General features: G+C 68.0%; 23 protein-coding genes and 2 tRNA genes. 16 read left to right on the top strand and 9 right to left on the bottom strand.

Going from position 1 to position 23644, the window contains the following annotated elements; all coding sequences use genetic code 11:
• Positions 1-50: 50 nt before the first annotated feature.
• Positions 51-524: a thioredoxin-dependent thiol peroxidase gene (bcp, locus tag KXD97_RS28820; protein ID WP_260754401.1), complete on the bottom strand. Its 474-nt coding sequence runs from the start codon at positions 522-524 to the stop codon at positions 51-53.
• Positions 525-669: 145 nt separating this feature from the next.
• On the opposite strand from bcp, the gene KXD97_RS28815 reads away from it, so the two are divergent.
• A complete protein-coding gene (locus KXD97_RS28815) occupies positions 670-891 on the top strand; it encodes a DUF3618 domain-containing protein (protein ID WP_260758195.1) in 222 nt (73 codons plus the stop codon).
• A 532-nt stretch (positions 892-1423) separates the two neighbouring features.
• A complete protein-coding gene (locus KXD97_RS28810) occupies positions 1424-1795 on the top strand; it encodes a hypothetical protein (RefSeq protein ID WP_260754399.1) in 372 nt (123 codons plus the stop codon).
• A gap of 118 nt (positions 1796-1913) precedes the next feature.
• Here the strand turns inward: KXD97_RS28810 and KXD97_RS28805 are convergent.
• A tRNA-Lys gene (locus KXD97_RS28805) sits at positions 1914-1989 on the bottom strand.
• 160 nt (positions 1990-2149) lie between these two features.
• On the opposite strand from KXD97_RS28805, the gene KXD97_RS28800 reads away from it, so the two are divergent.
• Positions 2150-3370 (top strand): Ig-like domain-containing protein, encoded by a 1221-nt coding sequence (locus tag KXD97_RS28800; RefSeq protein WP_260754397.1) that lies wholly within the window; start codon positions 2150-2152, stop codon positions 3368-3370.
• A 135-nt stretch (positions 3371-3505) separates the two neighbouring features.
• On the opposite strand, the gene KXD97_RS28795 is transcribed toward KXD97_RS28800, so the two are convergent.
• Together KXD97_RS28795 and orn are read right to left on the bottom strand one after the other, a co-directional pair.
• A tRNA-His gene (locus KXD97_RS28795) sits at positions 3506-3578 on the bottom strand.
• A 27-nt stretch (positions 3579-3605) separates the two neighbouring features.
• Entirely contained in the window at positions 3606-4241 is a 636-nt protein-coding gene (gene orn, locus KXD97_RS28790; RefSeq protein ID WP_260754395.1) for an oligoribonuclease, read from the bottom strand.
• An 82-nt stretch (positions 4242-4323) separates the two neighbouring features.
• Here orn and KXD97_RS28785 point away from each other — a divergent pair, with 82 nt between their 5' ends.
• Entirely contained in the window at positions 4324-5937 is a 1614-nt protein-coding gene (locus KXD97_RS28785; RefSeq protein ID WP_260754393.1) for a DUF853 domain-containing protein, read from the top strand.
• A gap of 82 nt (positions 5938-6019) precedes the next feature.
• Here KXD97_RS28785 and cmrA read toward each other — a convergent pair whose 3' ends face one another.
• Positions 6020-6826 carry a mycolate reductase gene (gene cmrA / locus KXD97_RS28780; RefSeq protein ID WP_260754392.1) on the bottom strand — a complete coding sequence of 269 codons (807 nt, stop codon included), beginning with the start codon at positions 6824-6826 and terminating at the stop codon, positions 6020-6022.
• A 25-nt stretch (positions 6827-6851) separates the two neighbouring features.
• Here cmrA and KXD97_RS28775 point away from each other — a divergent pair, with 25 nt between their 5' ends.
• Positions 6852-8177 carry an MFS transporter gene (locus KXD97_RS28775; protein ID WP_260754391.1) on the top strand — a complete coding sequence of 442 codons (1326 nt, stop codon included), beginning with the start codon at positions 6852-6854 and terminating at the stop codon, positions 8175-8177.
• On the opposite strand, the gene KXD97_RS28770 is transcribed toward KXD97_RS28775, so the two are convergent.
• Complete coding sequence (locus KXD97_RS28770; protein ID WP_396884589.1) at positions 8174-9010, bottom strand: hypothetical protein; 837 nt, start codon at positions 9008-9010, stop codon at positions 8174-8176. The genes KXD97_RS28775 and KXD97_RS28770 overlap by 4 nt on opposite strands.
• Positions 9011-9140: 130 nt before the next feature.
• On the opposite strand from KXD97_RS28770, the gene KXD97_RS28765 reads away from it, so the two are divergent.
• From KXD97_RS28765 to KXD97_RS28755, 3 genes are all read left to right on the top strand, one after another.
• The gene (locus KXD97_RS28765) at positions 9141-10967 is read left to right on the top strand and encodes an alpha/beta fold hydrolase (RefSeq protein WP_260758194.1); all 1827 of its coding nucleotides are present in this window, start codon (positions 9141-9143) and stop codon (positions 10965-10967) included.
• Between the two features lie 86 nt (positions 10968-11053).
• Positions 11054-11257, top strand: coding sequence for a hypothetical protein (locus KXD97_RS28760; protein WP_260754388.1), 204 nt, complete (start codon positions 11054-11056; stop codon positions 11255-11257).
• A gap of 47 nt (positions 11258-11304) precedes the next feature.
• A complete protein-coding gene (locus KXD97_RS28755; RefSeq protein ID WP_260754386.1) occupies positions 11305-11460 on the top strand; it encodes a hypothetical protein in 156 nt (51 codons plus the stop codon).
• A 4-nt stretch (positions 11461-11464) separates the two neighbouring features.
• Here the strand turns inward: KXD97_RS28755 and KXD97_RS28750 are convergent, their stop codons facing one another.
• On the bottom strand, positions 11465-12082 hold the full coding sequence (locus KXD97_RS28750) for a TetR/AcrR family transcriptional regulator (protein ID WP_260754383.1): 618 nt from the start codon (positions 12080-12082) through the stop codon (positions 11465-11467).
• Positions 12083-12175: 93 nt separating this feature from the next.
• Here KXD97_RS28750 and KXD97_RS28745 point away from each other — a divergent pair, with 93 nt between their 5' ends.
• The 8 genes from KXD97_RS28745 (at position 12176) to KXD97_RS28710 (ending at position 21841) form a co-directional block, all read left to right on the top strand.
• Positions 12176-13726: a carboxyl transferase domain-containing protein gene (locus KXD97_RS28745; RefSeq protein WP_260754381.1), complete on the top strand. Its 1551-nt coding sequence runs from the start codon at positions 12176-12178 to the stop codon at positions 13724-13726.
• Between the two features lie 83 nt (positions 13727-13809).
• Complete coding sequence (locus KXD97_RS28740; RefSeq protein ID WP_260758193.1) at positions 13810-15792, top strand: biotin carboxylase N-terminal domain-containing protein; 1983 nt, start codon at positions 13810-13812, stop codon at positions 15790-15792.
• Between the two features lie 30 nt (positions 15793-15822).
• Complete coding sequence (locus KXD97_RS28735) at positions 15823-16983, top strand: acyl-CoA dehydrogenase family protein (RefSeq protein ID WP_260754380.1); 1161 nt, start codon at positions 15823-15825, stop codon at positions 16981-16983.
• Complete coding sequence (locus KXD97_RS28730) at positions 16983-17477, top strand: MaoC family dehydratase (RefSeq protein WP_260754379.1); 495 nt, start codon at positions 16983-16985, stop codon at positions 17475-17477. Before KXD97_RS28735 ends, KXD97_RS28730 begins: the two co-directional genes overlap by 1 nt.
• Positions 17478-17479: 2 nt before the next feature.
• On the top strand, positions 17480-18283 hold the full coding sequence (locus KXD97_RS28725) for a CoA ester lyase (RefSeq protein ID WP_260754378.1): 804 nt from the start codon (positions 17480-17482) through the stop codon (positions 18281-18283).
• 273 nt (positions 18284-18556) lie between these two features.
• Complete coding sequence (gene pdhA, locus KXD97_RS28720; RefSeq protein ID WP_260754376.1) at positions 18557-19642, top strand: pyruvate dehydrogenase (acetyl-transferring) E1 component subunit alpha; 1086 nt, start codon at positions 18557-18559, stop codon at positions 19640-19642.
• Between the two features lies 1 nt (position 19643).
• Complete coding sequence (locus KXD97_RS28715) at positions 19644-20693, top strand: alpha-ketoacid dehydrogenase subunit beta (RefSeq protein ID WP_260754375.1); 1050 nt, start codon at positions 19644-19646, stop codon at positions 20691-20693.
• The gene (locus KXD97_RS28710; protein ID WP_260754373.1) at positions 20690-21841 is read left to right on the top strand and encodes a dihydrolipoamide acetyltransferase family protein; all 1152 of its coding nucleotides are present in this window, start codon (positions 20690-20692) and stop codon (positions 21839-21841) included. The genes KXD97_RS28715 and KXD97_RS28710 overlap by 4 nt, the downstream gene beginning before the upstream one ends.
• A 1-nt stretch (position 21842) precedes the next feature.
• Here the strand turns inward: KXD97_RS28710 and KXD97_RS28705 are convergent, their stop codons facing one another.
• Together KXD97_RS28705 and KXD97_RS28700 are read right to left on the bottom strand one after the other, a co-directional pair.
• A complete protein-coding gene (locus tag KXD97_RS28705) occupies positions 21843-22595 on the bottom strand; it encodes an enoyl-CoA hydratase (protein WP_260754369.1) in 753 nt (250 codons plus the stop codon).
• Between the two features lie 4 nt (positions 22596-22599).
• Positions 22600-23373: an acyl-[acyl-carrier-protein] thioesterase gene (locus KXD97_RS28700; protein WP_260754368.1), complete on the bottom strand. Its 774-nt coding sequence runs from the start codon at positions 23371-23373 to the stop codon at positions 22600-22602.
• Positions 23374-23644: the final 271 nt, after the last annotated feature.

The raw sequence follows: 23644 nt of genomic DNA, 5'->3' as shown, positions 1-23644 counted from the left end.
ACCGGCCGCAACACCCACCCGCGGCAGCGCCCAGGCCGGTCGGTCTTGAGTCAGACGGACAGGTCGCGCCGGAGCTTCGCCACGTGCCCGGTCGCGCGGATGTTGTACTGCGCCACCGCGATCTTGCCGTCCTCGTCGACGACGAACGTCGAACGGATCACGCCCTGCACGGTCTTGCCGTACATCTTCTTCTCGCCGTAGGCGCCCCAGGCCTCCAGCACTGTGCGGTCAGGATCTGACAGCAGCGGGAACGGGAGTCCTTCCGCGTCACGGAACTTGGCGAGCTTCGCGGGTTTGTCGGGGGAGATGCCGACGACGTCGAGGCCGGCTTCGCTGAGATCGGCGAGGTTGTCCCGGAAGTCGCACGCCTCCTTGGTGCACCCCGGTGTCGAGGCGGCCGGGTAGAAGTAGACGATGACCTTGCGGCCCTTGTAGTCGGAAAGCGCGACGGTGTTGCCGTCGGCGTCGGGAAGGCTGAACGCGGGCGCTGTGTCGCCGACCTCGAGTCGGGGAGTTTGCGGCATGGCTGGATGTCCCTTCAGACGGCCCGAGCGGGTGTGGTGGTCGTTCAGTCGACCGGGGCACTCACATGCGCCCTGGCTCAACTAGGGTAGTTCGGCAGAAACTGATCGTCGGAATACGGCCGGCGCTGTGGCAATGGAGGCAGAAGTGGCGGACCGGGATCCGGACACCATCAAGGCTGAGATCGATCAGGCGCGTGAGCAGTTGGCGATCACCGTCGACTCGCTCGCAGTGCGGGCCAACCCCCGCCGTCTGGCCGACGACCTGAAGGCCGGTGTCATTCGCTTCGTCAAGCAGCCGCAAGTGATCGCGTCGCTGGCCGGAATCGGCATCGTGATCGTCATCGTCGCGGTCCGACGCAGCAGATAGCGGGGCCCGGTCGGTCAGCGCCTGCGTCCGGTCCGGAACCAATCGGAGAAGGAAAAGCCGGGAGGATTGGCCACCCGGCCGATCCTGGTGCAGCTGTGCACGGTGACAGGTCGTTGCGCCGCAGCGCCCCGGGATGCATCCTCGCCGTCAACCCCGGCGCTGACCGGTTCGACTGGCCCTGACATCAGCAAATTCCTCGATTCTGAGTCCCCCGCTCGGCCCGACGACTATCTCCGCCACGCCAGCTAACTGGAACCCTAACATCCTGTCCGACCTTTGCCCAGCACACAGGCCATGTAATTCTGCCGGTACCCGTGAAACCGTTACCGGCAGACCTATGGCGGTGGTCGACCAGATATCACCGATGTGCCGTAACTAGCACATCAAGGAGCCGCAGTGCCGAGAAGCCGCCGAAATTATCGTGATCGTAAAGCCGGTGCGTCGGTGATTCGCTGGAGGCGTGGGCAGCGTCCCGTGCCGTGCCGTCCTCTACGCTGACGCTGATCTTCAGGACGAGCGAAGGAGACGCTGTATGTCGTGGTTTCTGGCCCTGCAAGGCCCGGACCAGCCGAGCCATCAAACATCGGTCTACGAATTGCAGGACAGCGCCGATGTGGACAAGCTCGCCCAGGAGCTGGCCAGCGCCGTGACGCTGGATCGGGTGGTGGCGATCCCGGCGATGCTGCCGCAGAACACCCGCAAGCGGCAGAAGGTGACCCTGTACGTGCGCCCGGCGGCCTGGGGGATGTGGACGTTCTACGAGCTTTCGGAAGAGGACCGCCGTCAGCTGATGAAGGACAACCCGCTGGTACAGGCGATCGCGCAGCACCAGCGCGAGCACACGGGCCCGCCCGGCCAGGTCAACCCGTTGCTGGGCCAGCCCGGCGTCGGTCCCCGGCGCTGACGAAACGGTGACGGATAGGGAGCGGCCCAGCCGCCCCCTATGCCGCCCGTAACGCCGGGCCCGGGCCGTCCCGCAAGCCAAAAATCACAGAAGCCCCGCCGAGGCGGGGCTTCTGTCGTGGTGCGCCGTCAGGGTTTCGAACCCCGGACCCGCTGATTAAGAGTCAGCTGCTCTACCAACTGAGCTAACGGCGCGCGTGTGAGACAATAACAGGCCCGTGGCGCTGGAAGGAAATCCCCAGTTCGTCCGCGGTTCAAGGCGTGACATCGCGGTCGGGCCCTCATGTCGGAAGTGACCGTAGAATTGTCGACGACAATTTGCGGGCAAATCCCTGTAGGCGAGGTGGAGCGGCTTATGTGGCAGGTCAACACGGCGACCCGGGCGCGGCGGCAACGGTCATGGCTGACGGCTGCTGTGCTGATTCCGGCGATCGTGCTCGGCCTCAGCGGCTGCGGCGGAGACGCCGAAGCGCCGCAGGCGCAGGTCATCACTGACAAGGGCACGCCCTTCGGCGATCTTCTGATCCCAAAGCTGACGGCCTCGGTTCAGGACGGTGCTGTCGGCGTCAGCGTCGACTCCCCGGTGACGGTCACCGCCGAGGACGGTGTGCTCGGTTCGGTGACGATGGTCAACGAGAACGGCAAGACCGTCGAGGGGCAGTTGTCCGAGGACGGGCTGACGTGGGAGACCGCGGAGCCGCTCGGCTACAACAAGAGCTACACGATCCGCGCGCAATCCCTCGGTCTGGGCGGCGTCACCAGCCGGGAGATGACGTTCGAGACGCATTCACCGGAGAACCTGACGATGCCCTACGTCGTGCCCAGCGACGGTGAGGTCGTCGGTGTCGGGCAGCCGGTGGCCATCCGGTTCGACGAGAACATCCCGAACCGGCTCGCGGCGCAGCGCGCGATCACCGTCAAGACCGACCCGCCCGTCGAGGGCGCGTTCTACTGGCTCAACAACCGCGAGGTGCGCTGGCGTCCGGCCAAGTACTGGAAGCCGGGGACGACCGTCAAGGTGGAGGTCAACACCTACGGCGTGGACTTGGGCGACGGGCTGTTCGGGCAGGACAACGTCCAGACCAGTTTCAAGATCGGCGACGAGGTCATCACCACCGTCGACGACAACACGAAGACGTTGACCGTCCGGCGTAACGGCGAAGTGGTCAAGACCATGCCGGTGTCGATGGGCAAGAACAGCACCCCGACCAACAACGGGGTGTACATCGTCGGGGACCGGCGCTCGCACATGGTGATGGACTCGTCCACCTACGGCGTGCCCGTCAACTCGGCCAACGGCTACCGCACCGAGGTCGACTGGGCCACCCAGATCTCCTACAGCGGCATTTACGTGCATGCCGCGCCGTGGTCGGTGGGCAGCCAGGGCAGCAGCAACGTGAGCCACGGCTGCATCAACGTGAGCACCAGTAATGGGCGGTGGTTCCATGACAACTCCAAGCGGGGTGACGTGGTCGAGATCGTCAACACCGTCGGCACGACCCTGCCGGGCACCGACGGGCTGGGCGACTGGAACATCCCGTGGGAGCAGTGGAAGGCCGGCAACGCCAACGTCTGACCCCCGGAAACTTCTCGTCGACGCCGCTCTGAGGATCTCAGGGCGGCGTCGATGCGTTCGGGGACCGCCTCCTGGATTCGTCGACGCAAAAGCAGAAGCGCCGCCTACCGGAGTAGACGGCGCTTCCACCTGCGGGGTGGCTGACGGGACTCGAACCCGCGACAGCCAGGATCACAACCTGGTGCTCTACCAACTGAACTACAGCCACCATCGCCGCGTGTGCGGCTTGGTCATACTAGCTGCTGTTGTCCTCTGGAGCCGAATCGCCATGGGCGACGGGCCCCAGCTCGGCCGCGACGGCGGCAATGTCGCTGGTCGACGGCCCGGGCGGCGGCACGAACGCGGTCTGCCGGTAGAACCGCAGCTCCCGGATCGACTCGTGGATGTCGGCCAACGCGCGGTGGGCCAGTCCCTTCTCGGGCTGCCCGAAGTAGATCCGCGGGTACCAGCGGCGGCACAACTCCTTGATGGAGCTGACGTCGATCATGCGGTAATGCAGGAAGTCGTCCAGCTTCGGCATGTCCCGCGCGATGAACCCGCGGTCGGTGGCAATCGAATTGCCCGCCAGCGGCGCGGTCTTGGCCTGCTTGACGTGCTCGTGGATGTAGGTCAAGACCATGTCCTGCGCGGTCGCCACGTCGACGGTGGACGCGCGCACCTCGTCGATCAACCCGGACTTGGTGTGCATCTGGGCGACGACATCGATCATCGACGACAGCGCCGCGTCGTCGGCGTGGATCACCACGTCGAGGCCGTCGCCGAGGATGTTGAGCTCCGAGTCGGTCACCAGCACTGCGATCTCGATGAGAAGGTCGGACTTCAGGTCGAGGCCCGTCATCTCGCAGTCGATCCACACCAGTTCGTCACGCACAGCGCTCAACAGTAAGCCCCCTTGCTGTCACGGGCTGACTACACCCGGCCAATCGCGCCTGGTCCCGGATAAGGTGCGACGCATGACCACCGAGCCGGCCGCGCCTGCCGCGCAGCAGATCGCCGCAGGTTACGCCGCCGACGGGGCGGCGCTGGAGCTGGGTTGCGTCGTCGTCGACGGGGTGTGTGATCCGGCGGCCCGGGTGCGCATCCCGCTGGCCACGCTCAACCGGCACGGCCTGGTCGCAGGTGCGACGGGCACCGGTAAGACGAAATCGCTGCAGGTGATCGCCGAACAGCTGTCGGCGGCCGGGGTCCCGGTGGTGATGGCCGACGTCAAGGGCGACCTGTCGGGCCTCTCAGCGCCAGGCCGGCCCGGCGAACAGGTGAACCAGCGCGCCGCCGACACCGGCGACAGCTGGGCCGCGACGGCCTATCCCGTGGAGTTCCTGTCAATGGGCACCTCGGGTATCGGGGTGCCGGTGCGCGCCACGATCACCAGCTTCGGCCCGGTACTGCTGTCGAAGGTGCTGGGCCTCAACCGGACTCAGGAGTCCACGCTGGGCCTGATCTTCCACTGGGCCGATCAACAGGGGCTGCCGCTGCTGGACCTCAAAGACCTGCGGTCGGTGATCCAATACCTGACCAGTGAGGACGGGAAGTCGCAGCTGAAGGCGCTCGGTGCGGTGTCCACGAGCACGGCGGGGGTCATCCTGCGGGCGCTGGTCAATCTGGAGGCCGAAGGCGCCGACACATTCTTCGGCGAGCCGGAACTCGAACCCGACGACCTGCTGCGGGTGGACGCGTCCGGCCGCGGGGTGATCACGCTGCTGGAACTCGGCAGCCAGGCCGCCCGGCCGGTGATGTTCTCGACGTTCCTGATGTGGGTGCTGGCCGACCTGTTCACCTCGCTGCCCGAGGTGGGCGACCTCGACAAGCCGAAACTGGTGTTCGTCTTCGACGAGGCCCACCTGCTGTTCGCCGATGCATCGAAGGCCTTCCTGGAGCAGGTCGAGCAGACGGTGAAGTTGATCCGCTCCAAGGGCGTCGGGGTGCTGTTCTGCACCCAGCTGCCCACCGATGTCCCCAAAGAGGTGCTCAGTCAGCTCGGCGCCCGCATCCAGCACGCGCTGCGCGCGTTCACCCCGGACGATCAGAAGGCGCTCACCAAGACCGTCCGCACCTACCCGAAAACCGACGTGTACGACCTGGAATCGGCGCTCACGTCGCTCGGGATCGGCGAGGCGGTCGTGACAGTGCTCTCCAAGAAGGGCGTGCCGACCCCCGTGGCCTGGACCAGGATGCGGGCGCCGCGCTCACTGATGGACACTATCGGACCCGAGGCGATCGCCGCTGCCTCGGCCGCCAGCCCGCTGCAGGCCGTGTACGGCCAGAGCATCGACCGGGACTCGGCATACGAACGGCTGGCCGCCCGGCTCGCGCCGCCACCTCCGGTCGCCGAGCAGCCTCCGGTCGCCGGGCAGCCTCCGGTCACCGGGCAGCCTCCGGTCTGGGTGCCGCCGACGGTGGACATGCCGCCGATGCCGGCGCCCGCCGAACCCGCCGGACCGGGATTCCTCGAGACCGTGATGGACAGCCCCGCGTTCAAGAGCGCGATGCGATCGGCGGGCACGGTCATCGGCCGGGAGATCACGCGAAGCATCTTCGGCACCGGCCGCCGCAAGCGCAGGCGCTGACTCGCGCCGAAATCGCATTCCACGCGGCGAAATCGCGGTCATCCGCGCGTGGAATGCGATTTCGGCGGGAAAAGGGGCGGGGTCAGTCGCCGCCGAGCTTCTTGTACACCGCGCCGACGATCGGCGCCACGATCGCGCGCGGGGCGTAGCCGCTGGCCGCCGACATCGCCTTCGACGTGACGCCGGGCACGACGCGCATCTTGTTGCGCTCCAAGCCATCCAGTGACACCTTGGCGGTGTACTCGGTGTCGATCCACAGGAAGTCGGGGATCAGCCGCTCGACGAGCGACTGTTCGTCGGGGTCAGGCAGCTCGGTGCGCACCGGGCCCGGCGCGAGCACGGTGACGTGCACCCCGGCCGATTTCACCTCGCCGCGCAACGACTCGCTGAACGTGTTCGCGAAGGCCTTCGTCGCGGCGTACGTCGCGTTGTTCGGGATCGGTGAGTTACCGGCGGCCGAGCCCGAGATCAGGATCCCGCCGGCACCGCGCTCGACCATGCCCGGCAGCACCGCCAGCACCAGGTCGTGCACGCCGAGAACGTTGAGCTGCACCTGCTTCCGTTCCTCGGCGGGGTCCAGGGAGGCGACTGCACCGAACGTCGCGGTACCGGCATTGGCGCACAGGATGGAGATGTTGCGGTGGGCCAGCTCGTCGCAGAACGCGCCGCGCGCCACCGGATCGGCAAGGTCGACGGCACGCACCTCGACCGTCACGCCGTAGCTGTCGCGCAGGCGCTCGGCCAGCGCTTCGAGCACCTCCTCCCGACGCGCGGTGATGATCAGGTGGTGGCCCCGGCGGGCGAGTTCGACGGCGAGTGCTTCACCGATGTTCTGGGACGCACCTGTGACGACGGCGCGGGCATCCGCACTGGGAGCAGGGACGGGCATGGGCCGGACTATATCGTGAGCGTCCATGAGCGAGGTGTCGCCCGCGACCGGGCAGTCCGCTGACGCCGCGACACGCTCGCGGGTGTTGGCCTGGGCGTTGTGGGATTTCGGGGCCACGGCCATCAACGCGGTCGTCATCACCTTCGTCTTCACGGTGTATCTGACCGCGACGGTCGGGGACGACCTCCCCGGCGACACCAGTCCGGCGAGCTGGCTGGGCCGCGCCTTGGCGCTGGCCGGCCTCGTCGTCGCCGTGCTGGCGCCGGTGACCGGCGTGTGGGTGGACGCACCGGCCCGCCGCCGACGTGCGCTGGCGTTGCTGACCGGGCTGGTCGTGGTGATGACCGCGTCGATGAGCCTGATCCGCGACGACCACCGCTACCTGTGGCCCGGGCTGGTGCTGCTGGCTTGCACGGCGGCCTGCAGCGAGTTGGCCACCGTGCCCTACAACGCGATGCTGCGCGAGCTGTCGACGCCGTCCACGTCGGGCCGCATCTCCGGATTCGGTTTGGCGCTGGGCTATTTCGGCAGTGTGCTGGCGCTGCTGGTGGTCTACGTCGGCTTCATCGCCGGCGACGGGGACACCCGCGGGCTGCTGGGGCTGCCCGCCGAGGACGGGTTGAACGTGCGGGCGGCCATGCTGCTGGTCGCCGCGTGGTTCGCACTGTTCGCGCTACCGTTGCTGATCTCGGTGCCGCGCGTGCCCGGTCGTGAGCGCTCGACCCGGGTGGGGTTCACCGGGGCTTACCGCCGTCTCTGGACCGACATCCGCCAGGAGTGGCGGCGCGACCGCAACTTCGTCTACTACCTCGGCGCGAGCGCGGTGTTCCGAGACGGGCTCACCGGGATCTTCACGTTCGGCGCCGTGCTCGGGGTGAACGTTTACGGGGTGTCCCAGGCGGACGTGCTGCTGTTCGGTGTCGCCGCATGCGTGGTCGCGGCGCTGGGCTCGGTGATCGGCGGTCGCGCCGACGACCGGGTGGGTTCCAAACCCGTCATCGTGGTGTCGCTGGCCTCGATGATCGTTGTGGGTCTGGTGATGATGGCGCTGTCCGGGGCTTCGGCGTTCTGGGTGTGCGGCCTGCTGCTGTGCCTGTTCATCGGCCCCACCTTGTCTTCGGCGCGCACGCTGATGTTGCGCATGTGCGCGCACGGCAAGGAAGGGGTGACGTTCGGCCTCTACACGACGGCGGGGCGTGCGGTGACGTTCCTGGCCCCGTGGTTGTTCTCGCTGTTCATCGACGTCTTCGACAGTCAGCGCGCGGGCATGGGCGGTCTGGTGGTGGTGCTGACGCTCGGTCTGCTGCTGTTCCTGCCGGTCCGCGTACCTCGGCGGATGCGACCGGCTTAGCGCTTCGGGGTGCAGATGGTCAGGCCGATCCCGGTGCGCTGGTCGAGCTGCGCGCCGTTCAGCGTGATCGAACAGGTCACCTCGCGCCCGACATTGATGATGCTGATGCTCGCCGAATCCTCGCCGGGTCGGGGCAGCGCAACCTCCTTGCTCCACGGCAGCATGACGTTGAACTCGGTCTGCAGCAGCCCGCCGGTGTCGACGTAGGTGATGTTGATGGCGCGCCCGTTGCCGTCGACGGTGTAGACGACGGTGTCGGTGGCGCCCGGCACCCTCGGTGCGGTGGGCGAAGTCCGCGGCGTGCTCGGCAGCGTGGGAACGGGCAGCACCGGCGTCGTGGGCCTGGTAGTCGGTGTGCGCGACGTCGTCGGCGGGGACGGCGTCGTGAACGTCGGCTCCGGCGCCGACGGCAACGGAGCCACGACCGTCTGTTGCCGCGAGCTGTTGACGATCACCAGTGCGATCACCAGGCCGATCACCAGCAGCACCGCCACTCCCGCGACGATCCACAGCCAGCGCGGCGACTTCGGTCCCTCCGGCGGCGGCTCGGACCCCTGGCCCGGCGGCTGCGGCGACGGATACTGCCCCGTCGCGTACGGGTCGTACCCGTACGGCGAGTAGGCGGGCATGCGCTCTGTGGGGCGGGGCGCCGACGGCGGCTGATACGCCTGGCCGTACGGCGTCTGGCTGGCGTACGCGGGATCGGAGTAACCGGAATAACCGGGATGGCCCGGCTGCTCCTCGCGTCCGCTCCAGCCGGATTGCTCCTCGCGTCCGCTCCAGCCGGATTGCTCCTCGCGTCCGCGGCCGAAGGGTGACTCCGTCATGCCCACCTCATGGCTGCAGGGTACCTGTGCGACCGCTCAAGGCGCCCCGGCGCCGGTCCACCCCGTCATCACGCCTGCCGACCGTGCACAATCGGGAACCGTGGCAGAACAGGTACGCCGGATATACGGCGCGTCGATGTCTCCCGACGCCACCGCGTTCGCCCATCTCGTCGACGACGGCGGGTACCCGCGGGCGGTACAGCGGTTCCTGCGTGGGTGGCGGGCGAGCTCGTCGCGCGACGTCGAGCTCCCCGTCGAGGGCTCCGTCACGCGGGTGCTGCACTCCGCCGACGGGCACTGGTTGGCGTGCCAGGTGGCCCCCGAGGGTGGCAGTCGCAGCCAGATCTGGGTGGTGACAACGGATCCTGACGACCGCGACGCGCGCAGGATCGACAGCTGGCCCGAGGGGGTGGAAGGCACCGCCGAGCTGATCAGTTGGGACGGATCCCTGGTCGCTGCGATCCTGACCGGAGAAGACGGGGTGGGCAGCTCATGTCTGCTCGACCCGTCCGGTGGGCCCGTCACGGTGCTGGACCGCCGCTCGGGCGGCCGACTCGTCGATGCCTGGGCCGGGGCATCGCTGGTGCGGGTCGGGCCCCGCGGCTATCGCGAGCTCATCATGCTGCGTGGTCTCACCGAAACCGCCTTGCTGCCATACGATCCCGGGTCCACCACCGACACGGGGATCATTCTCGACGACCACAGTCCGCGCCGGTTGCGTTCCGGGCCCGACGGCGAGACCACCGAGCTCTACCAACCGGCCAAGGAGTACGGCCTCAACAGCACCGAAGGCTATGTGCGTGCGCTGATCCGCAGCGAGAACGGAGCTCAGCACGCCCGCCTGCTGGAGGTGATCGTGACCGCGGACGGGGTGTCCTACCAGGTGTTGGCCGAGAGGCCGGGCTACGAACTCGATGAGTTCGTCGTCAGTGACGATCTGTCGACGGTGGCGATGTTGTGGAACCTGCACGGCGCCAGCGAATTACAGATCCTGGAGTATGCCGACTACACGCTGCACGACCCGATCCCGCTGCCCGGCATGGTGGCCGGCGAGCTGAGTATCAGCGCCGGCGGGTCGATGCTGGCTCTGACCGTCGAGGGTCCCTCCAAGCCGCCGACGGTCGAGCTGGTCGATCCGCGCACCGGTGAATGGCAGCTGGTCGACCGCGAACCGAGCAGTGGTCCGGTATCGGCTGACCCCACGCTGGAGACGATCATCGCCCGCGACGGGTTGACCTTCAGCGGTTGGCTGTTCCGTCCTCCCGACGGCGTGGACACGATCGGCGCGATGCTGTTCCTGCACGGAGGACCCGAGGGACAGGGTAGGCCGGGCTACAACGAGTTCTTCCCGGCGCTGCTGGACAAGGGGATTTGCGTCTTCCTGCCCAATGTGCGCGGTTCGGGCGGGTTCGGCAGGGCCTTCATGCACGCCGACGACCGCGAGCGCCGGTTCGCCGCAATCGACGATGTCGCCGACGCGGCCCGCTTCCTGGTGGGTAACGGGTACGCCCCGGCCGACCGGGTGGCGTGCTGCGGCTGGTCTTACGGCGGCTACCTGACCCAGGCGGCACTGGCGTTCCATCCCGACGAGTTCGCTGCCGGGATCAGCATCTGCGGCATGAGCGATCTGAACACCTGGTACCGCAGCACCGAACAATGGATCGCCGCCGCGGCGTACCCCAAATACGGGCACCCCGTCAGTGATCAGGACCTGCTCGACCGGTTGTCCCCGCTGCCGCGCGCGGCCAAGATCACCGCGCCGCTGCTGCTGGTGCACGGCCTCAACGACACCAACGTGCCCCCGAGCGAGTCGCAGCAGATGTACGACACGCTGACCGAGCTCGGCAGGCCTGTGCAGCTGTTGACGTTCGACGACGACGGCCATGAAATCGACAAACGCGAGAACCGTGCCGTGTTGCGAAAAGCCATGACCGCGTGGCTGACCGACGCTTTCGCCGATTGACCTGTCGCCGCCGAGGTTTACCGCAATTTTCTGCGGGGTAAATCTCAGCTGCGCGCCACAAGGCCGCGCAGACGGAGGAGGCACGCATGCGAGGAGCTCTCGGCGTCATTGTGCTCGTCTGGTTATTGATCGGCGTCTTCGCCGCATATCAGCGTGACTATTTCAGTGGTGGTGAAGCCAATTGCGCCACGGCCGGAAGCATTGCACTAACGGTGGTGGCGGGGCCACTGAATTACGCGGGAGTCAATCCGAAGGTGACGGATTGCAATGTCCCCGAACCCAGCCAGTAAATCGCTGACTGGATAACTGAATTAAAACTGGAAGGAAGAGTGACATCATGATCGTCCTCGGTGCGATCCTGCTGATCCTGGGGCTCGTGTTTGGCATGTCCATCCTCACCTACATCGGTGTGGTCCTGCTGGTGATCGGCGCCGTGTTCTGGGTGCTCGGTTCCGTCGGGCGGCCGGTCGGTGGTCGAAAAGTCTGGTATTAGCGCTTCACGCGCGTAGGCCGGCCGAGGTCAGCGCCGCGACCGTCATCGTTCTGAGGACGGTCCGGAAGCTGGCCTCGGCCGTTTTCGTGAGGCCGGGTTTCACGCCGTGCGGCGTCGAGTTCAGCAGCCCGAACGCCGCGTGCGCCATCAGTCGCGCGTCCGCCTCGGTGAGTTCCGGGTTGCGCCGCCGCAGCACCTCCACCCAGATCTCGACGTACTGCCGCTGCTTGCGGCGAACCTGGCGTTTGGCCGCAGCGGGCAGGTTGCCGAGGTCGCGGTCCTGGATGCGGATCAGGTCGGGTTCCCCCAACGCGAAGTCCAGATGGAAGTCGATCAGCCTTTCCAGTGCGGCATCGGCGTCGGCGGCCTGCGCGACCACCTCGCCTCCGCCGGCCAGCAGGCGGGTGCTGATGCCCACCAGCAACTCCACCAGCAGCGCTTCCTTGTTGGGGAAGTGGCGGTAGATCGCCGGACCGCTGACACCGGCGGCCGCCCCGATGTCCTCCAGTCGCACCGCAAGATAGCCGTGTTCGGCGATCAGACGCTCGGCTGCGGCGACGAGTTGGCCGCGGCGGTCGGACTTGGCCCTGCTGCGTGGCGAGGTCGCGTCCGTGGTGGTCATGACGTGAACCTCCCGTCGGTGCTGGACATCATCAGTTAATGGTGCTTAACATACCACCCGGTTAGCCGTCATTAACTCAAAGGTGGTTCCCGGATGGCAGCGCGGACATCTCACCGCGACAGTCACGTCGCGCTGGTCGATCAGTTGCGGAGCAAGCTGGCTGCCGCGGCACTCGGCGGTCCTGAGCGCGCACGCGAGCGCCACGTCAGCCGCGGGAAATTGCTGCCGCGCGATCGCGTCGACGGTCTACTCGACCCGGGAAGCCCGTTCCTGGAGCTGGCCGCGCTGGCCGCCGACGGCATGTATGACGACGAGTGCCCGGGAGCGGGGATGATCGCCGGGATCGGCCGCGTCTCCGGGCGCGAATGCATGATCGTGGCCAACGACGCCACCGTCAAAGGCGGCACGTACTACCCGATCACGGTCAAGAAGCACCTGCGCGCCCAGGAGATCGCGCTGCAGAACCGTCTGCCGTGCATCTACCTGGTGGACTCCGGTGGCGCGTTCCTGCCCCGCCAGGACGAAGTGTTCCCGGACCGCGAGCACTTCGGTCGCATCTTCTACAACCAGGCGACCATGAGTGCCAAAGGGATCGCGCAGATCGCCGCTGTGCTCGGCTCGTGCACCGCGGGTGGGGCCTACGTGCCGGCGATGAGCGACGAGGCCGTGATCGTCCGCAACCAGGGCACCATCTTCCTCGGTGGTCCGCCCTTGGTGAAGGCGGCCACCGGCGAGGTCGTGACCGCCGAGGAACTCGGCGGCGGCGACCTGCACTCCAAGGTGTCCGGCGTGACCGACCACCTGGCGCACGACGATCGCGACGCGTTGCGGATCGTCCGCAACATCGTGAGCACGCTGGCGCCCCGGGCCGAGCCGCCCTGGCAGGTGGCGCCGGCGGCCGATCCGGTCGCCGATCAGACCGAGCTCTACGACGTGGTCCCGGTCGACTCCCGGGTTCCCTACGACGTGCACGAGGTGATCACCCGCATCGTCGACGGTGGGGAATTTTCCGAATTCAAGGCCGAGTACGGCACCACGCTGGTGACCGGATTCGCCCGCATTCACGGGCACCCTGTCGGCATCGTCGCCAACAACGGGGTGTTGTTCGGCGAATCGGCGGTCAAGGGTGCACATTTCATCGAGCTGTGCGACAAGCGCGTCGTACCGTTGCTGTTCCTGCAGAACATCTCCGGGTTCATGGTGGGGCGCGACTACGAGGCGGGCGGCATCGCCAAGCACGGTGCCAAGATGGTCACCGCCGTGGCGTGCGCGCGGGTCCCGAAGCTCACCGTGGTGATCGGCGGTTCCTACGGCGCCGGCAACTACTCGATGTGCGGGCGGGCGTATTCACCACGCTTTTTGTGGATGTGGCCCAACGCCCGTATCTCGGTGATGGGTGGCGAGCAGGCCGCCTCGGTGCTGGCCACCGTCCGCGGGGACATGACGCCAGAGGAGGAGGAGGCGTTCAAGGCGCCCATCCGCGCTCAGTATGAGGACCAGGGTAACCCGTACTATTCCACCGCCCGGCTCTGGGACGACGGTGTCATCGACCCCGCCGACACCAGAGATATTGTCGGACTGGCGCTTTCGGTGACCGCCCAGGCGCCTCTGGAGCCGGTGTCCTACGGCGTCTTCAGGATGTGAGGAATATGAACCACACGACGTTTCACATCCAGGGCGAGCGCAGCGACGGGATGTTTCACATCCAGGGCGAGCGCAGCGACGGGATGTTTCACACCGTCCTGGTGGCCAACCGGGGCGAGATCGCCGTTCGGGTGATCCGGACGTTGCGCGCCATGGGAATTCGCTCTGTGGCGGTGTTCAGCGACGCTGACGCCGGCGCCCGGCACGTCGCCGAGGCTGACGTGGCAGTGCGGATCGGGCCCGCGCCGGCGCGGCAGAGCTACTTGTCGATCGATGCACTGCTGTCGGCCGTCGAGCGCACCGGCGCCCAGGCAGTGCATCCCGGGTACGGATTCCTGTCGGAGAACGCACAATTCGCCGAGGCGCTGCAACACGCCGGGATCACGTTCATCGGCCCGCCGGTGTCGGCGATCCAGATCATGGGCGACAAGATCTCGGCCAAGGCCGCGGTGTCGGCGTTCGGGGTTCCCGTGGTGCCGGGCATCTCCCGTCCCGGTCTCACCGACGACGACCTGATCGCCGGTGCGGCCGAGGTCGGCTTCGCGGTGCTGATCAAGCCCTCCGCGGGAGGCGGAGGCAAGGGCATGCGCGTGGTGCACGAAGCCGCGGACCTAGGTTCCGCCTTGGCCAGTGCTCGTCGCGAGGCAGCGTCGGCGTTCGGTGACGACACGCTGTTTCTTGAACGGTTCGTGCTCAATCCCCGCCACATCGAGGTCCAGGTGCTCGCCGACACCCACGGCAATGTGGTGCACCTCGGTGAGCGCGAGTGCAGTCTGCAGCGTCGCCATCAGAAGGTCATCGAAGAGGCCCCGTCACCGCTGCTGGACGCCCAGACCCGTGCGCGTATCGGCGCGGCCGCCTGCGACACCGCGCGCAGCGTCGACTACACCGGTGCCGGCACCGTCGAGTTCATCGTGTCCGCCGACCGCCCCGATGAGTTCTTCTTCATGGAGATGAACACCCGATTGCAGGTCGAGCACCCGGTCACCGAGATGGTCACCGGGCTGGATCTGGTCGAACTGCAGGTCCGTGTCGCCGCGGGGGAGAAGTTGCCGGTGGCGCAGGAGGACATCCGCCTCGACGGCCACGCCATCGAGGCCCGTGTGTACGCCGAGGACCCGGACCGCAACTTCCTGCCCACCGGGGGCGATGTTCTCGCGCTGCGCGAACCCGCCGCGCCCGGCGTGCGGGTGGATTCCGGACTGAGGCGCGGCACGGTGGTCGGCAGCGACTACGACCCGATGCTGGCCAAGGTGGTCGCCCATGCCGGGGACCGGCCCGGCGCTCTGCGCGCTCTCGATCGGGCGCTGGGCGATACCGCGGTCCTGGGACTGACCACCAATGTGGAGTTCCTGCGCTTCCTGCTGGCCGATCCCGACGTGGTCGCCGGAAATCTCGACACCGGGCTGCTGGATCGACGGCTGCCGGATTTCGCGCCGGCGCCGGCGACGGATGCGGAACTCGTCGCGGCGGCGGCCTATCGATGGCTGCGGTCATGGCCGGGGGCGCCGGCGAGTCCGTGGGAGGTGCCGTCGGGCTGGCGGATCGCCGGGCATGCCCCGACGCCGATCCGGCTGCGGGCGGGGGAACGCACCGACCACGTCTGGCTGACCGGCACACCCCAGGAGGCCACGGCCACCGTCGAGGGCGGCGAAAGCCGTACGCTGAGTGCGACTCTGGCCGCCGACCTGCTGGCCGTCACCCTCGACGGGGTGCGCACGGAGTACCTCGTCGCCGGAGCCGGTCATCAGGTGTGGCTGGGCGGTGCGGGACGGGTGACACTGGTTGAGGAGGTCCGGGAAGCCCCCGTGCGGCCCGACGACGCCCACAGCGGCGACGCCGAACTGACCAGCCCGATGCCGGGCGCGGTAGTCGCCGTCGGGGTGGAGGACGGTGCCACGGTGACCGCCGGGACCGTCGTGGTCACTGTCGAGGCGATGAAGATGGAGCACGCGCTGTCCGCCCCCGTGGACGGAGTGGTCGACCTGCTGATCGGTGCGGGCGAACAGGTGAAAGTGGGCCAGGTGCTGGCCCGGATAACGGCAACCGAGGAGCCGCAGTCATGACAGTCCAGCGAGAAGCGGAGCGAATCGCGCATGAACAATAACCTGGCCACCGGGACACTTCCCGACCATTACGAGCAGCTGGCCAAGACCGTGCGGGATTTCGCGCAGAGCGTGGTGGCGCCGGTCGCGGCCAAGCACGACGAAGAGCACTCGTTCCCGTACGAGGTGGTCTCGGGGATGGCCGAGATGGGGTTGTTCGGCCTGCCGTTCCCCGAGGAGTACGGCGGCATGGGCGGCGACTACTTCGCGCTGTGCCTGGCGCTCGAAGAGCTGGGTAAGGTCGACCAGAGCGTGGCGATCACCCTGGAGGCCGGCGTCTCGCTGGGTGCGATGCCGGTCTACCGGTTCGGCACGGAGGCCCAGAGGCAGGAGTGGCTGCCGCTGCTGGCGAGCGGAAAGGCTTTGGGCGCTTTTGGTTTGACCGAAGCAGGCGGAGGTAGTGACGCTGGGGCGACGAAGACGACCGCCCGGCTCGACGACGGACACTGGGTGATCAACGGGTCCAAACAGTTCATCACCAATTCGGGAACCGACATCACCAAGCTGGTCACGGTCACCGCGGTCACCGGGGAGACCGGCGGCAAGAAGGAGATCTCGTCGATTCTGGTGCCGGTGCCGACACCGGGGTTCACCGCCGAACCGGCCTACAACAAGGTCGGTTGGAACGCGTCGGACACCCACCCGCTCAGCTTCGACGACGTGCGTGTGCCCGAGGAGAACCTGCTCGGCGAACGCGGCCGCGGCTATGCCAACTTCCTGCGGATCCTCGACGAGGGTCGGATCGCGATCGCGGCGCTGTCGGTCGGTGCCGCCCAAGGATGCGTCGACGAAAGCGTGAAGTACGCCAAGGAGCGGCACGCCTTCGGCCGGGCGATCGGTACCAATCAGGCGATCGCGTTCAAGATCGCCAGGATGGAAGCCAGGGCGCACGCCGCCCGCGCGGCTTACTACGACGCCGCCGCGCTGATGCTCGCGGGCAAGCCCTTCAAGAAGGCCGCCGCGGTGGCCAAGCTGGTCTCGAGTGAAGCGGCGATGGACAACGCCCGCGACGCCACGCAGATCTTCGGCGGCTACGGGTTCATGAACGAGTATCCCGTGGCACGACACTACCGCGACAGCAAGATCCTCGAAATCGGCGAGGGCACAACGGAGGTGCAGCTGATGCTGATCGGGCGGGAGCTGGGTCTGTAATGAGCGATGTGACCCCGAAGACGATCGTCGTCCAGCGCGGGCTCTGGTTCGAGGAGTTCGAGACCGGCGTACTCTACCAGCACCGGCCGGGGCGCACGATCACCGAGGCCGACAACGTCTTGTTCACCACACTGACGATGAACACTCAGGCGTTACACCTTGACGCCGCGTTCTCGGATGCGTTGCCGCCGTTCCACCAGCGCCTGGTCAACTCGATGTTCACGCTCTCGACGCTGGTCGGTCTGTCCGTCGCGCAGCTCACGCAGGGCACCATCGTCGGCAATCTCGGTTTCGGTGAGGTCGCATTCCCGAAGCCACTGTTCCACGGTGACACGCTGTACGCCGAGACCGAGGTCGTCGACAAGCGGGAGTCCAAGAGCCGCCCGGGCGAGGGCATCGTGACCTTCGCCCACACCGGCCGCAACCAGCACGGCGACATCGTGGCCACGGCGTCGCGCAAGACCATGGTGCGCAAGCGCCCCGAAGGAGAGTGACGATGGCACTGGCTGTCGGTCCCGCGTGGTTGTTCTGCCCGGCTGACAGGCCGGAGCGATTCGAGAAGGCCGCTGCAGCAGCCGATATCGTGATCCTCGATCTGGAGGACGGTGTGGCTGCCAAGGATCGCGAGGCCGCGCGCAAAGCGCTCGTCGACACCCCGTTGGATCCGGCGCGCACCGTGGTGCGGGTCAACCCCGCCGGCACCCCCGACCACGAACTCGACCTCGAGGCGCTGGCCGGCACGTCGTACACGACGGTGATGCTCGCCAAGACCAAGTCACCGGAGCAGGTCGCCGCGCTCGCCCCCCGGCAGGTCGTGGTGCTCATCGAAACACCGCTCGGTGCGCTCAATGTGGTCGACCTGGCGCGCGTGGACAACGCGTACGCCCTGATGTGGGGTGCCGAGGATCTGTTCGCCGTGCTCGGCGGGACGGCCAATCGCTACCCCGACGGCTCATACCGCGAGGTGGCCCGCCACGTGCGTTCGCAGACGTTGCTGGCCGCCAAGGCGTACGGCCGGCTGGCGTTGGACTCGGTGTATCTCGACATCAAGAACCTCGACGGCCTGCGTGCCGAGGTCGACGACGCCGTCGCGGTCGGGTTCGACGCCAAGGTGGCCATCCACCCGTCTCAGGTCGCGGTGATCCGGGCCGGCTACACACCCACCGATGGCGAGGTGGAGTGGGCCCGCCGTGTCCTCGACACCGCGCGCACCCAGCGAGGCGTTTTCCAGTTCGAGGGTCAGATGGTCGACATGCCGGTGTTGCGGCGCGCCGAGCGCATCGTGGCTCTGGCGCCCTAGCTGCGACGGCCTAACCCGTCGGCCCGGCGTCCATCCCCCCGTGGGGGTGCCTTTGACGACGACGCGCGCCGCGTCATTTGTGGTCTGGTTCACAGTTCGTCGGCATAATGGGGGTGCCCCAGTGCTACGGCGAGCACAGCGCATCGTCGACCCGGCGCCACAACCCCGGTGCCGGCCGACAGCTCCACACCAGGAGTCCGGCTCTGCCGCCGCTGCCCTGAGCACCTCAGTCGTCTGACGGCGCGATCCGCCGCAGTGACCCTAGGAGGCGGTATGGCTGGATTGTCGGCGCTTGCTGAGCTCGGCGAGCCGATTCAACTGGTGGCGCCCGACGGCGCAGCCACCGCCGAATCCCGATACCGCAGAGACCTCCCACCCGAGACACTGGCCTGGCTCTACGAGTCGATGGTCGTCACCCGCGAGCTCGACACCGAGTTCGTCAACCTGCAGCGCCAGGGCGAGCTGGCGTTGTTCGCGTCCTGCCGTGGTCAGGAGGCCGCCCAGATCGGCGCCGCGGCGTGCCTGCGCAAGACCGACTGGCTGTTCCCCCAGTACCGCGAACTGGGCGCGTTCCTGGTGCGGTCGATCGCACCGGCCCAGCTGGGTGCGCTGTGGCGGGGACGGTGGCACGGCGGACTGGGATTCACGGACAAGTGCGTGGCCCCGGTATCGATACCGATCGGCACCCACGGACTGCACGCGGTCGGTGCCGCGATGGCCGCCCAGCGTCTGGGCGAGGATTCGGTGACGGTCGCGTTCCTGGGTGACGGCGCCACCTCCGAGGGCGATGCGCACGAGGCGCTCAACCTGGCCGCGGTGTTCGGTGCGCCGTGCGTGTTCTTCGTGCAGAACAACCAGTGGGCCATCTCGGTGCCGGTGCAACGCCAGCATGCCGGTCCGACACTGGCGCACCGGGCGATCGGATACGGCATGCCCGGGGTGCGGGTCGACGGCAACGACGTGCTGGCCTGCTACGCGGTGACCGAACGTGCCGCGGCCCGGGCGCGGGGCGGCGGCGGTCCGACATTCATCGAGGCGGTGACCTACCGGATGGGCCCGCACACCACCTCCGACGACCCGACCCGGTACCGGTCCGACGAGGAGGTGGAGCGTTGGCGCGCAAGGGATCCCATCACCCGGTACCGCACCTACCTGCAGCACCGCGGGGTATGGACGCAGCGGCTGGAGGACCGCGTCGCACACCGTGCGCAGCGGCTCCGCGCTGAGCTGCGTGACGCGGTGATCCACGAGCCCGATATCGACGTCGGCGAGGTGTTCGACACGGTCTACCACGACATCACCCCGGAGCTGTCCCGGCAGCGCGACGAGCTGTTGGACGAACTGGCGAAGGAGGCGTGAGATGACCCAACTCATCGAGCGGCCCTTCGGTTTCGACGACGACGCCCCCGAGCCGGACCGGACGCCCGAGCCGGCAGCCTCGGGCAACCCGATGTCGATGGCGCAGGCGATCAATCGCGCACTGCACGACGCGATGCGGGTGGACGAGCGCGTCCACGTCTTCGGCGAGGACGTCGCGACCCTGGGCGGTGTCTTCCGGGTCACCGAGGGGCTCGCCCGAACCTTCGGCGAACAGCGGTGTTTCGACACCCCGCTGGCCGAGTCCGCGATCATCGGCGTCGCGATCGGGATGGCGATCCGCGGCCTGGTTCCGGTCCCCGAAATCCAGTTCGACGGTTTCGCCGCGCCGGCGTTCGACCAGATGGTCAGTCATCTGGCGAAGTACCGCATGCGGACCCGCGGTGACCTTGACATGCCGGTGACCGTGCGGATCCCGTCGTTCGGTGGCATCGGCGCGGTGGAACACCATTCGGAATCGACCGAGACGTACTGGCTGCACACCGCGGGCCTGAAGGTGGTGGTCCCGTCCACGCCGACCGACGCGTACTGGCTGCTGCGCTACGCCATCGCCGCCCGGGACCCGGTGATCTTCCTGGAACCCAAGCGCCGCTACTGGGCCAAGGAACCGGTCGACACCGGCAACCCCGCACCGCCGATCGGCCGGGCCGAGATCCGCTGCCACGGCGGCGATGTCACCGTGATCACCTACGGACCGTTGGTGGCGACCGCACTCAACACCGCCGACATCTGCGCCCACAGCCTCGAGGTGGTCGACCTGCGGTCGTTGAATCCGTTGGACTTCGACACCGTCGCGGCGTCGGTGCGCAAGACAGGTCGCGCCGTGGTGATGCACGAGGGGTCACGCACGCTGGGATTCGGCGCCGAGCTGGCCGCCCGGATCCAGGAGGAGTGCTTCTACGAGTTGGAGGCGCCGGTGTTGCGCGCCACCGGGTTCGACACCCCGTATCCACCGGCGCGGCTGGAGAAGCTGTGGCTGCCGGGGGTGGACCGACTGCTCGACTGCGTCGAGAACGCGATGAGCCGGCCATGAGCACGGTGCAGGATTTCTTGGTCCCCGACCTCGGCGAAGGCCTCGAAGACGCCACGGTCACCGAGTGGAACGTCGCGGTCGGCGACGAGGTCGAGCTCAACCAGCCGCTCTGCACCGTCGAGACCAACAAGGCGCAGGTCGAGATCCCCAGCCCATACGCCGGCCGGATCGTCGAACTCGGTGGTAGGGAAGGCCAGACGCTTCCGGTCGGTTCGGTGCTGGTGCGCATCAGCACAGACAGTGAGGTGGCGGGAACGGACCGGCCGGCACGCCGTCCGGTGCTGGTCGGTTACGGTGCGGACGACACCATGGACGCCAGCCGGCGACGGGCCAGGGCCAAACCGCCGGTGCGCAAACTGGCCGCTGATCTGGAGGTTGATCTGACGCGGCTGGACGGCGCGGGACCGGACGGCATCGTCACCCGTGACGACGTGCTGGCCGCGGCCGACGCGCCGGCATCGGACGCCGCGGTCACCGGTGTCCGGCTGGAGATGGCCCGACGGATGGCGTTGTCGCGCCGGGAGATTCCGGACGCGACTGCCTCGGTCGAGGTTGACGGGACCGCGCTGTTGCGGCTGCGGGACCGATTCAGAGACGCGGGCGCCGATTCGGTGACGCCGTTCGCGCTCGTTGTGCGCCTGCTGGTCGTCACGCTGTGTCGCCATCCGGCGCTGAACTCGACCTGGGTGGACACCGCCGACGGTCCGCGCATCCATGTCCACGACGCGGTCCACCTCGGCGTCGGTGTCGCAGCGCCCCGGGGGCTCCTGGTCCCGGTGGTGACCGACGCGCAGCGCCGGACCACCCGACAGCTCGCCGACGAGGTCGCCCGCCTGGCCGCCGCTGCCCGCGACGGTACCGTGAAACCCGTTGAGCTGCAGGGCTCGACGTTCACGGTGTCGAACTTCGGGGCCCTCGGTCTCGATGACGGGATTCCGGTGATCAATCACCCCGAGGCGGCGATCCTCGGCGTGGGCGCTCTGAAGCCGCGCCCGGTGGTGGTCGACGGAACCGTGGCGGCGCAGCCGACGATGAGGCTCACCTGCGCGTTCGACCACCGCGTCGCCGACGGTGCTCAGGTCGCCGCGTTCCTCGGCGGGCTGCGCTCGCTGATCGAGGCGCCGGAGCTGACGCTGCTCGACCTGTGAGCTACTTGCGCTTGGCCGCGGCCAGCCGGGCCGCGAACTCAGGCGACTCGATCGAACGGGCCTGCGGCACGATCTCGATGTCGACCGCGAGCCGGTGTTGATCGACATCGACCGTGCCCGGATTGGCGGTCGCGCGCATGGAGGCCTTGGTGGCTAGAACGACCTCGCGCGGCGCGGCGGCCGGGCCGGCGGCCAGCTGCCGGGCCGCGGCCACCGGGTCGTCGGCGACCTCGAGTGCCAGACCGTGGCGCACCGCGGCGTCGGCGTCGAACCGCATACCGAACAGCAGCGCGGCGCGGGCGGCCTGCGGCCCGACGATGCGGTTCAGCATCCAGGTCGCGCCGCCACCGGGATGGATGCCCAGCTTCTGGAAGCGCGGGTCGAACAGCGCGGCCGGTCCGGCGATCCGGACGTCGGCGGCCAGCGCCAGATTCAGTCCGGCACCGACGGCCGCGCCGTTGACCGCGGCGATCGTCGGCAACGTGCAGTCGGCGATGGCCAGGAATCCGTCGTAGATCACCCTGAGCCTGTCCTCGGTCGCTTCGCCCAGGGCGGTCAGGTCGGCACCGGCGCAGAACGCCTTGCCCGCGCCGGTCACGATCACCGCGTGCACGCCGGGATCGGCCTCGGCGTTTGCGACCGCGGCGCGCAGGGCCGCGGAGATCTCCGCGGTCACCGCGTTACGGCGGTCAGGATCGTTGATGGTGATCAGCGCGACGTGGTCTTCGACCTGCGTCAGTACGAGTTCGGGCACCCGGTCAGCCTATCGAGAGCCGCCGCAACAGGGCTGCCGCCCGCACGTCATCGCCGACCGTCATCGCGATGTGGACCTGCGGATCGGTGGCGTCGCCGCGACAGGCCCAGCGGATCGTGACGTCCTCGCCGTACTTGATCGGCTTGCGGTACTCGATCACGGCGCGGTAGGGCGGCGCGCAGACTTCCGGCACCACGGCCATCACCTCGTGGATGGCGTGCCAGTACGCGGTGTTGGTGACGTGCTCGAACAGGTCGATGTCGGTGCGTCGCAGGGCGAACGGTGTCCGCTGGTCGACATCGTCCGGATTCTGCAGCCAGGGCCGCCATTTGAGCCGATGCTCCTCGGTGGTGGTGGAGAACTTCTCGATCAGTGAGTCCGTGGCGCGTTGCGGGGTCAGCGTTTTCGCGTTCATCGCGATCCAGAAGCCCTCGGTTTCGATGCGGCCGCCGTCGCTGCCGACGAGGTCGACACGCATCGTGCACCAGCGCAGCGACAGCGCCGAGCACCACCTGCTGAAGGACACCTCGTTGGGGAATTCGATCGGTTCGATCACGTCGATGACGGTGCGTTGCACGAGCCAATGCGGATGAGCTTCGGCTTCCCCGGCATCCACGAGGTTCTCGGCCCCGACCTCCTGGATGTAGCGCGCCACACTGTCCAGGCGCAGAGTCAGGTCACCGCCGATGTCGCCGGTGGCGACCCGCCACGCGGTGCGGTAGACGTAGCCGGAATCCGGCAGTGCGGCCAGCCGATGGTCGACGGGGTTGTTGGGCATCGCCTGAGAGCCTAACTACCGGCACCCGGCGCGCCCGTCGGTATCGGCCACCGCAGGAGGTAGCGGTAGTCGAGGGCTCCGGTCTCTGAAGCCGATGACGAGACCCTCAGACCTCCGGGACTAATTCGGAACCAACCCCCGTCGAAACGAACCTGGGGACCTCCACAAGCGCCGGCCCCCGCGCGGCGCCCGCACGGGCACAACTCTCTAACTCTTCAACGATGACGACGCCGCCGAGTAAGGGTCGCCAGAAAGCGGCCCCGGTCAAAGG

It is taken from the genome of Mycobacterium sp. SMC-8 (assembly GCF_025263565.1).
Taxonomy (GTDB): Bacteria; Actinomycetota; Actinomycetes; order Mycobacteriales; family Mycobacteriaceae; genus Mycobacterium.
Note: the sequence above shows the minus strand (reverse complement) of the source record. Positions and strands in the feature narration are given on the sequence as shown.